The 6813-nt window shown below is 70.9% G+C and carries 4 protein-coding genes and 1 pseudogene; 1 reads left to right on the top strand and 4 read right to left on the bottom strand.

Annotated elements, in window-relative coordinates; translation table 11 throughout:
- Window positions 1-1075 (top strand): hypothetical protein (locus tag ACWJ6R_RS27005; RefSeq protein WP_449064929.1); only part of this gene is annotated, 1075 nt, incomplete at its 5' end.
- On the opposite strand, the gene ACWJ6R_RS27010 is transcribed toward ACWJ6R_RS27005, so the two are convergent.
- The 4 genes and pseudogenes from ACWJ6R_RS27010 to pglZ all read right to left on the bottom strand — a co-directional run bounded on the left by ACWJ6R_RS27010 (window position 1065) and on the right by pglZ (window position 6328).
- On the bottom strand, window positions 1065-3242 hold the full coding sequence (locus ACWJ6R_RS27010) for a DEAD/DEAH box helicase (RefSeq protein WP_449064931.1): 2178 nt from the start codon (window positions 3240-3242) through the stop codon (window positions 1065-1067). The genes ACWJ6R_RS27005 and ACWJ6R_RS27010 overlap by 11 nt on opposite strands.
- On the bottom strand, window positions 3242-3988 hold the full coding sequence (gene brxD, locus ACWJ6R_RS27015; protein ID WP_449064932.1) for a BREX system ATP-binding protein BrxD: 747 nt from the start codon (window positions 3986-3988) through the stop codon (window positions 3242-3244). The genes ACWJ6R_RS27010 and brxD overlap by 1 nt, the downstream gene beginning before the upstream one ends.
- A gap of 82 nt (window positions 3989-4070) precedes the next feature.
- Window positions 4071-4616: pseudogene (locus ACWJ6R_RS27020) on the bottom strand (BREX system ATP-binding domain-containing protein); the annotation flags it as partial.
- A complete protein-coding gene (gene pglZ / locus ACWJ6R_RS27025) occupies window positions 4613-6328 on the bottom strand; it encodes a BREX-2 system phosphatase PglZ (RefSeq protein WP_449064930.1) in 1716 nt (571 codons plus the stop codon). The pseudogene ACWJ6R_RS27020 and the gene pglZ, both read right to left, overlap by 4 nt.
- Window positions 6329-6813: the final 485 nt, after the last annotated feature.

A 6813-nucleotide genomic window follows, 5' to 3' on the forward strand; every position in this document is an offset into this window, starting at 1 on the left:
ACCCCCCGCACTACCCGCCTCCTCTCCGCACACCACGGCCAAGCCTGACGGACCTGTCGGTTTCCCGGTGCACGGCAGCCTGCTCACGGTGACCCCCAGGTCAGCCAAGAACGATTCCCTCCAAGAGCTGGAGGCCGACCTCAGTTGTGCCGGCTTCTCCTTGCCGACGACTTCGGCCCGAGTGGTGGTCTCGGATCCGCAGGGGGAGCCGGCCCTGGGCACCGAACACCGGATCGTCGGTTCCGCGCTTCTCACCGCCGAACTCCAGCAGGGCGCCTCAGGAATCTCATGGACGCTGTACGTCGAAGGGATTGTCCCGACAGCCCCAGCAGACCCCGAGCCGAGGGCCTCCGCATCTGAGAGCACTCAGGCCACTCACAATCCGGAGACGTCCAGCAGGACAGAGTCACAGGCCTGGGAGCGAATGGAAAAAGCAATCGAAGAAATTGTAGAAGCAAGAAAAAGGAAGGACGTCAACACGCTGGCTCATCTTTATGAAGAAGCATTCTCGATCATGGAGAACCTGAGCGACGGTCACCAGAAGCTCGCAAGCGAATTGCTGGAGAATCAGCGCAAGCCTGAAAAGAAAGCAAGAGAGGAAAAATTAAAGCCCAGTGAAGTCGCCGAGGCGCTGGATCGAACACTCGATCACGCATTTAGGGAAGTCGCCGCCATGAATTTTAGCAAAGTGCGGGGTCTTTACGGCAAGGCGCTCGGCTTGTTCAAGATAATCCCGATAGAGGAAACAGGGAGTCGCCAGGAGCGGCTGAGAGAGCTTCGGCAAGCGATCAGGCAGGACATGATCTCTGCGGTCACACCGAGAGCCGCGACCGCTGCACCCGAAAGGCCTGTGCCTTCCTATAGATTCGGTAGAAATAGAATCGGATATTATATATCGCTGATACAGGAGGAAATGAAAGGCGGCAAGGCCAGGGTCGGTTATGTGAGACGGCTCTGTGACTCACTGGAAAATCTTCTCGAAAGGCTACCCGGAGACGAATACGGCGCCGAACGTGCCCGACTCGATGAGTTCAGGCAGTGGATCAGGGATAGTCACCACAGTCCTAGAAATTAGCAGCGAACTGTAGGCGGACCGGCTCGGTCAGCGCAGCACGGGCTCCGTCGAAGTCGGCCATCCGGGCCGCGACGGTTGCCACCGCCAGCCGTTCCGGCAGGACGGCGGAGAACTTCAACCCGCTGACGGCGCGACGGTCGACGTCCGGCAGCACCAGCAACTCGCCGTCGCCCGCCCTGCTGCGGGCCTCCTGCCAGGCGGCGGGGGTCAGGTCCTCGCGCAGCCGGACGGAGAAGTCCGTCGGCCGCTGGACCGGGTCGGCGATCGACGGCAGCGTGGCGGCGAGCGTCGCGTTCGCGCGGTAGCCGGCCCAGGTCCACCACCGCACGTCATCCCCCGCCCGGGTGACCAGTGTCCCGCCGGGATGCACGATGCCGGGGGCCTCCTCCTCGCGCCAGCCGACGAGACACGCCTGGGCGCGGCGGGTCAGCGACACCGGCGGGTCGGCGCCGAGCAGGACCTCCCGCATGGCCCGCGCCAGGTCGTAGGAGAGCCCGGAGACGCCGCCGCTCGTCCACTTGGCGACGCCGCCGCTGCCGGCCGGTTCGACGAAGGCCCGCTTACGTGTCCAGTCGATGAAGGTCACCCGCCAGCTCCGGCCGCCGAGCAGCAGCAGGCGAGGACCTGGTCTTTCCTCGGTCAGCACCGAGGGGTCGGTCCGCCCGATCTCCTGGCGGCCGGCCAGCACGGTGAACTGCGGCGGCGCGGTGAAGGAGGCGGTCAACTCGATGAAGTGGCGCCGGCCGAAGCGCCGTTCGGCCTCGGGGCCGATGAACAGCATTCCGCCGTCCTCGTCGAGGAATCCCTCCTCGATCATGTGCCGCAGGATGGGGGCCGCTGAGCGGTCGAAGGGCGCCAGGCCGTTCCACTCCTGCGGCCATATCCGGTCGCCGATCCGGTGCTGCTGGAGGGTTACGGCGAGCAGTTGCTGCGCCACCAGGTGACGCGGTTGCGGTGGTGCGGTCACCGGTTCGACCCAGCCGCGTCCCCACAGCAGGAGCAGGCCCGCGGCCTGGAGCAGCGTCTCCTCCTTGGTCGCGAGGAACAGGCAGTTGCGCACGGTGCCGGTCCGCCGTCCGGTGCGGCCGATGCGCTGCAGGAACGAGGCGACGGTGCCGGGCGCGTCGATCTGGATCACCCGGTCCAGGTCGCCGACGTCGATGCCGAGTTCGAGCGTGGAGGTGGAGACGATGACGCAGTCGCGGGCCTCGGCGAAGGCCTGCTCCGAGCGGGCGCGTTCGTCGGCGGAGAGCGAGGCGTGCGACAGGAAGACGTTCACCTGCCGGGCGCGCAGGGCCGCGCCCAGCTGCTCCACCTGCCGCCGCGAGTCGCAGAACACCAGCCGTTTCTCGCCCTGGTGCAGGGCGGCGATCAGTTTGGCGGCGTTGTCCAGCGAACCGACGTAGTCGAGTTCGACGTCTCCGGCCGGTCGGGAGCCGGCCGAACCGGACGTTCCCGGGCGGGAGTTGCCTGTGACCGCACGCGGGAGGCCGGGCGCCACCACCTGCCCGGTCCGCTTCCCGGCGCCCGCGCCCTGCAGCCACTCGAGCAACTGCTCCGGGTTGCCCACGGTCGCCGACAGGCCGATCCGCTGGATGGCCTGCCCGGTCACGCGCTCCAGCCGTTCCAGTACGGCCAGCAGATGCCAACCCCGGTCATCGCCCGCGAAGGCGTGCACCTCATCGACGACCACCGCGCGGATGCGGCCGAGCAGGTGCGCGTGGTCGGTCTTCACGCCGATCAGCATCGCCTCGAGCGACTCGGGCGTGGTGAGCAGGATGTCGGGCGGGTCGGTGCGGATCCGGCGCCGCTGCGACTCGCGCACATCGCCGTGCCAGAGCGCGGCGCGGCGCCCGAGCCACTGGGCGTAGGAGTCGATCCGCGCCAAGAGGTTGTTGAGCAAGGCCTTGAGCGGACACAGGTAGAGCACCGAGGTGCCGGTCCACTGCTGTTGCGCCATCGCCGACAGCAGCGGAAAGCAGGCCGCCTCGGTCTTGCCGCCCGCGGTCGGGGCGAGCAGGATCGCGTCCTGGCCGCTCATCAGCGGCCCGATCGCCTCCCGCTGCAGCGGGCGCAGGTCGGGCCAGCCGAGGCTGTTGACGATGTGGTGCAGCACGACCGGGTCGAGCCGGTCCAGCACGTCACCGGGTCCGCCGCCGGACGCCATCACAGGTCCAGGTCGACGTCGTCGGCCGAGGCGGCATGGTTGCGTTCGATGTCGGTGAGTTCGCTGCTTTTCACGGTCAGCGTGTAGTGCCGCCGGGGGTCGAAGTCGTCGAACTGGTCGATGCGGTCGAGCACGTCGCCGACGAGCTTCTTCAAAAACAGCCGGGGCGCCACCCCGACCTTGCCGCCCAGCACCCCGCCGACCGCCCGAGCCAGGTCGGCGATGTACGCGTCGTCGGCCAGATCCTTGATCCTGCCGGGGGCGTCGGCTCCGGCGGCGTACAGGTCGCGGACGGCCGCCCCGAGGTCCACCAGTGATTCCAGGGTGAAGCCGGGCAGCCGCAGCTGCACCGCGCGCGGGTTGTCGAAGCGCGGGTCGGTGGTGAAGTCGGTCGCCAGCCGCTGGGCCAGCGGCGCCAGGCGCTGCACCCCCTGCTGGCCGTCGTAGAACGCCGGCGTCCCGGTGATCACCAGGTACAGGCCGGGGAAGCGGCCCGAGTGCACCTCGTCGATGAGCTGGCGCAACGCGTTGAGCGCCTTGTCGCGCGCGTCGGTGCGCACCCGCTGCAGCGTCTCGACCTCGTCCAGCACGACGAGGAGCCCGGGGTGCCCGGAGTCGCGCAGCACGGTCAGCAGCCCTTGCAGGAAGCCGAGCGCCCCGAAGTGGTCGAGGTCGCCGCGCACGCCCGCGAACCCGGCGCGCGGCTCGGCGGCGACGTGCGGCTGCCCGCCGAGCCAGGACAGCACCGCGGCGGCGGCGCCTCGTCGCCGGCGGTAGCGCGGCCCGGTAGCCGCGCAGCGCGGTCGCGAACGACGGCGCGTGCCGCGACACCTCGGTGAGCCGGTCGGCCAGCAGCTTGTTCACCTCGGCGCCGAGCTCGTCCTCGCCGGCTCCGGCGGCCAGGGCGTCCTCCTCCAGCGCATAGAACCACGCGTCCACCACCGACCGCAGCGCGCTCGGCGGGAAGCTGGCGGTGGTGAGCCGTTCGGTCAGCCGCCGGTAGACGGTCTCCAGCCGGTGCAGGGGCGTCTCGGTCTCCGAGACCTGGATCTCGGCGACGGCGAAGTTCCGCCGCTTGGCCCGCTCGCCCAGCCACCGGGTGAAGAACGTCTTGCCGGAGCCGTACTCGCCCCGCACGGCCTTGAACACCGACGCGCCGGAGACGACGGCGTCCAGTTCGGCGTCGAGCGCCGACTCGAACCGCTCCAGGCCGGTGGCGAGCAGATCGAGGCCGCTCTCAGGGACGGCGCCGCGCCGCAGCGCGTCGATCACGGCGCGGCGGCGCACCGCGCTGACCTGGGCGGAACGGGACGGCCGAGCGGTGTTCACGCCTGCCAGTCTCCCCTCGTGCTCATCGGGCGGGTCCGGGGTCATGCCAGGTCGAACTGGTCACGCAGCAGTCCGGTGTTCAACCGCAGCGTGCGCCCGTCCGGGAGGGTCTCCAGGACCTGCACGCCGTCGTAGTTGAGGAGCTGGCGCAGGACGGCGGCGAACCCGTCGGCGCGGGCGGGCGGGTAGCCAACGCGCTGGGCCAGCGCGGTGACCGGCAGGGCACCGGTGTCGAGCAGGGCTCGCACCGCGTTGCCGACCTTGTCCAGGGGAGGCTTTCGGGCCAGCAGTCCCACCTGCGCCTGGAAGATCTCCGACGCCACCAGGGCGTCGATGAGGGCGTCGTCGGGCGAGGCCAGGCGAGGAGCCAGGAGAGCGTCGTCGGCTGCGGGGGCCGGCGCGACGTCGAAGAGCGGATCGCTCATCGCGGCCTGCGCCTGCGCCGCCTTCGACGGCTTGGCGCGCCGCTTCGGCTCGACCACCGCCGCGGCCGGGGTGGCCGGGGTGGCCGGGGTGGCGGGGTGGGTGGTCTCCTCTCCGATCCACCAGGCCGGACGCTGGTCACCGAGCTCACGCCAGCCCTTGGGCGGCTCCGCGACGAAGGGCAGGAACGCCAGGACGGGGATGGTGACCTCGGCGAGCGAGGCACCGCCGTGGTAGCCGGCCTTCTGCGAGGTGTAGCGGGAGTCGGCGTCCCACAGCGCCACGATCGCAGCATTCGGTTCCGGCCACACCACCCGCGGCCCGGACAGCGTGATCTCGGTCTCGCCCAGCGGGCCGCCGGGAGCGCGGTGCCGGGCGGAGCCGACACCATCGCCGTCGACCTTCACCCCGTGGCGGTCCACGACGTGCCCGTGGTCGCTGGTGAGGATCACGGCCATGCCCTGGGCCGCGGCCGCCTGCAGCAGCTCCCGTAGTTTGCCGATCTGGTCGAGGCGCCACGCGCCGTCGCCGAGCTTCTGCTCCTTGGCGAGCCGGTCGTCGATGGTGTTCAGCACGACCGCCACATGCGTGTGCTCGTCGGCCAGCGCCTCGGTCAGCTCCGGCCCGAACGGGTCACCGGTGCTTCGGCCCCGCAGGTCGTCCTTGTGGAAGACGGCGGCCCGGGCCCCGCCCCAGAACCGGTGCGCAGCAAACAGCCGTTTTTCGTCGGCTTGGGCGCCCTTCATCAGCTTCCCGGCCAGCAGCGACGTCCGGGAGATCGCGGTCAAGGTCGGCAGGGCGGCGGCCATGGCGCGCCGCCGCGGCGGCCGATTCTCTGGGTCGGGCAGCGGGTCGTATTCGGCCCAATGCCGGCGGAGTTCCTCGCCCAGTTCGGTGGCGATCGCCGCGCTCATCCCGTCCAGGACCAGCAGCAGCATCCGCCGCCCGGTCTTGGCGGCCGCGACCGGTTTCACGACCCGCGTCAGGAAGGATTCCACGGTCAGCATCCCACCGGGGTCCGCGCCCGCGGCCGTCCAGGTGGCGAGCGTCCGCGCGAAGGCCTGGTCGATCTCGCGGCGCCGGGCGCGCACCCGGGCGCCGAGGGTGTCGTAGGCGGCTTTCAGCGCGGGGTTAGGATCACCTCCGGCTTCCAGGTGCTCCAGGGCCTGATCCACCCAGCCCGTCTCCGCCAGGTGACGGTCGATCGCCGCCGCGACCGTCCCGGCCTCCACACCCGGGTCGCCGGCGAGCCAGCGGGCGAGCCGCCGCCCCATCCGGGCCCGCTCGATCCGCACCCGCACATCCGCATCGGCGGCCAGCCGGTGGGCCTCCACGTCCTGTACGGCCTGCGCGAGCGTATGCGGCTCGTGGCCGGCCAGGGCCGCCCGGCTCGCGCGAAGCGGGCCTCCAGACCGGCGGCCAGCACCGGGCTGGCCTCCACCGCGGCCTCGGCGCCGAACTGCCGGGCCAGCAAGGTGGCCCGGTCCAGCACCGTGCCGGTGATCCGCCGCGCCTCGCGCGCCGTCTCCTCATCTGCGCCGGTCCGGCCCGCCTCCAGCAGCGCGGTCACGAACTCCTCACACGAGCGCCCGAACGCGGCCACCAGCGCGTCCAACGCTTCACCGGCCGCGGGCGGCTCCTCACCGAACCACCGCTCGGCCCGCCCCCGCACCCGGTAGGTCTGCGCGTCGGCCTCGGCATGCGACCACAGCGCCGCGCACACCAGCCCGAACGGCACCGCGTCCGCGCCGTGCTCGGCCTGGGCCAGCGCGAGCAGCGCCCGCCCGGCGAGCCCGGCCTGGTCCTCCTCGCCGAGGAA

It is taken from the genome of Planomonospora algeriensis (genome assembly GCF_977012225.1).

What these genes read in the sequence shown, in the direction of transcription:
- ACWJ6R_RS27010 (WP_449064931.1), bottom strand. Translation starts at nt 3,242, where the DNA reads ATGGCGTCCGGCGGCGGACCCGGTGACGTGCTGGACCGGCTCGACCCG.